General features: G+C 37.7%; 1 protein-coding gene. It reads left to right on the top strand.

The annotated features are described in order from the left end of the window. Positions 1-305 precede the first annotated feature (305 nt). Positions 306-1,691: a protein translocase subunit SecD gene (gene secD / locus F6K13_RS28310; RefSeq protein WP_124145684.1), complete on the top strand. Its 1,386-nt coding sequence runs from the start codon at positions 306-308 to the stop codon at positions 1,689-1,691. The last annotated feature ends 766 nt before the right edge of the window (positions 1,692-2,457 follow it).

Genomic DNA, 2,457 nt, shown 5'->3' with positions numbered 1-2,457 from the left:
TAAATAACCAATTATTGATCGCCCCAACTGTTGCTGTTAAATTTGCAGAAACAGGCATTATGAGCGAACAGGCCGTAATTCCAGTTAGATTGACGGCCGAACAAGCACAGAACTTGGCCATAAAACTAAGTGGCGGTGTTTTACCCATTAGATAAAAAAATAAAATAATATTTACAAGACTTACGCATTTTTGAGATATATAGACTATGTATCTATAACTATAACGTTATAGTTTTTGCTCACCACAAGTAGTTTTTTTGCCTAAGTCCTAAGTTATCAAAATACTGATTTCAACTAGTCAAATCATGCGCAGACAAAATTCATATATAGCCTTAATTCTGGTTCTAGTAATAGCATCAGTAACAGTATTGAATCAAATTCCAATTCGACTGGGACTAGACCTTCGAGGTGGGTCACAACTTACTATTCAACTACAAACCTCTGAAGAAGTTCCCACTATCGACGAACGAGTCATGGAAGGAGTACTAAAAATTGTAGAAAATCGAGTCAATGCTCTAGGTGTATCAGAATCAGTAGTTCAATCTTTAGGACAAGACCAAATTCTTGTCCAACTACCAGGAGTAAACGACCCTGAACAAGCAGAAAGGGTTTTAGGAGGGACAGCTCAACTGGACTTCCGCGAACAACTACAGGGTACTGAGCAACAGTTAGCAATAGAATATCAACTACAAAGACAACGTTTAGTAGAGCAAGAATTACTGAAAAATATTGAAGATCCAGAGGCTATAGCTAAAAATTTAGAATCTCTAGAAAAAACAAATCAAGCGATCACTGGACTATTCAAAGAACCCACAATTAAAGGCCAAGATCTGAGAGATGCTTTAGCAGAACCGGAAGCTCCTGGGTCTAATAACTGGAATGTGGCCTTGCGCTTTACCTCTGAAGGAGGGCAGAAGTTTGCAGAACTTACCAAAAATTTAGCAGGAACTGGACGTAGTATCGGTATTTTCTTAGATGACCAACTTTTAAGTGCCCCTACTGTTGGCGTAGAATTTGCAGAAACAGGTATTACTGGTGGTAATGCGGTAATTCAAGGTAGATTTACAGCCCAACAAGCAAATGAATTGGCAGTACAACTGCGGGGTGGGGCACTGCCTGTTTCAGTAGAAATTGTGGAAAATCGAACTGTTGGGGCTACTCTAGGGCGAGATAGTATTCAGCGTAGTGTTTATGCTGGAGCTGGTGGCCTAATTCTGGTATTAATATTTATGGTCGTTTATTATCGACTTCCTGGGATAATTGCTGATGTAGCTTTAGTTATTTATGCTCTGTTTACCATTGCTAGTTTTGCCATCTTGGGAGTGACTTTAACATTGCCAGGAATTGCTGGTTTTATTCTGAGTATTGGTATGGCAGTTGATGCTAATGTTTTGATTTTTGAACGGACAAGGGAAGAGTTACGAGCTGGTAAAACTTTATATCGTTCTGTAGAGTCTGGCTTTTATCGGGCTTTTTCCAGCATTTTAGATGGTAATGTCACAACCTTGATTGCTTGCATAGCACTATTCTGGTTAGGAACTGGTTTGGTAAAAGGTTTTGCTCTAACCTTGGGAATTGGTGTAGCTATTAGTATGTTTACTGCTGTTACTTGTAGTCGTACTCTAATGTTTTGGGCGATCGGTTTTTCCCAATTCCGCAAACCAAAATTATTTTGCCCAGAGTTAAATTGAAGTAGGACTAACCACAAATCTAACCAAAACGCTTATTTGTCTTTAAATGGTTAGTCCAGCCCACTTTTTTCAAGTAAACGTTATTTTAATCACAATACATCGGGATGCGAGGTCAGTTCCGACCTCTATAAAATCAGTTATATAGCAGTACAAGAATTGGGCGGGGACATTTTTCAATCCTAAAACCCTTTTACCGAAAATTTGTGGTGTAAAGCCTCCTCTTTTAAGCTATCCTTTACCCATAAGTCTTGAAACCCTTGTGGGGAGAAGGGGAGCAGGGAGCAGGGGAGAAAGGGGAAAAAATCATAGTAGCTAAGTAAAACTACTGAAGTTGTCAAAATAAATGTATTTTTCCATACATTGTTTATCCCGAAAAAGCCGATCCAAGACTTACACATAACTCGTCTATTTTGTCAAGTTTTATGTTAAGGAAGATGTGGGTAATGGATAGCCTTTTAAGGGGATAATAAGAGGATAATAAAGAAAAATTTTTATGATTAGTAAATCCTATCCGTTTTAAAGGAAAGGTGATTATTAGTCTGGAGAGTACAAAGTTCTTCCCAAGAAAAATTTGCATTGAAGGCTGAAAGTATTACTGTAAAACCTTACAGTACTTACAGCTCTGAATAAAGAGTTTTTAACCTTTAGAGCGCTGAAAGCCTTAGCTAGGAATAGTTATTTCAAGAACTTTGCACTGTCTAGTTATTAATTATTAATTATTAATTATTAATTGTTCCCTATTCCCTAGCACCTATTCTATAAAATA

Origin of the sequence: Okeania sp. SIO2B9 (assembly GCF_010672505.1) — a bacterium.
In the GTDB taxonomy this organism is placed as follows: domain Bacteria; phylum Cyanobacteriota; class Cyanobacteriia; order Cyanobacteriales; family Microcoleaceae; genus Okeania; species Okeania hirsuta.
This window is presented reverse-complemented; position numbering and strand designations above follow the sequence as displayed.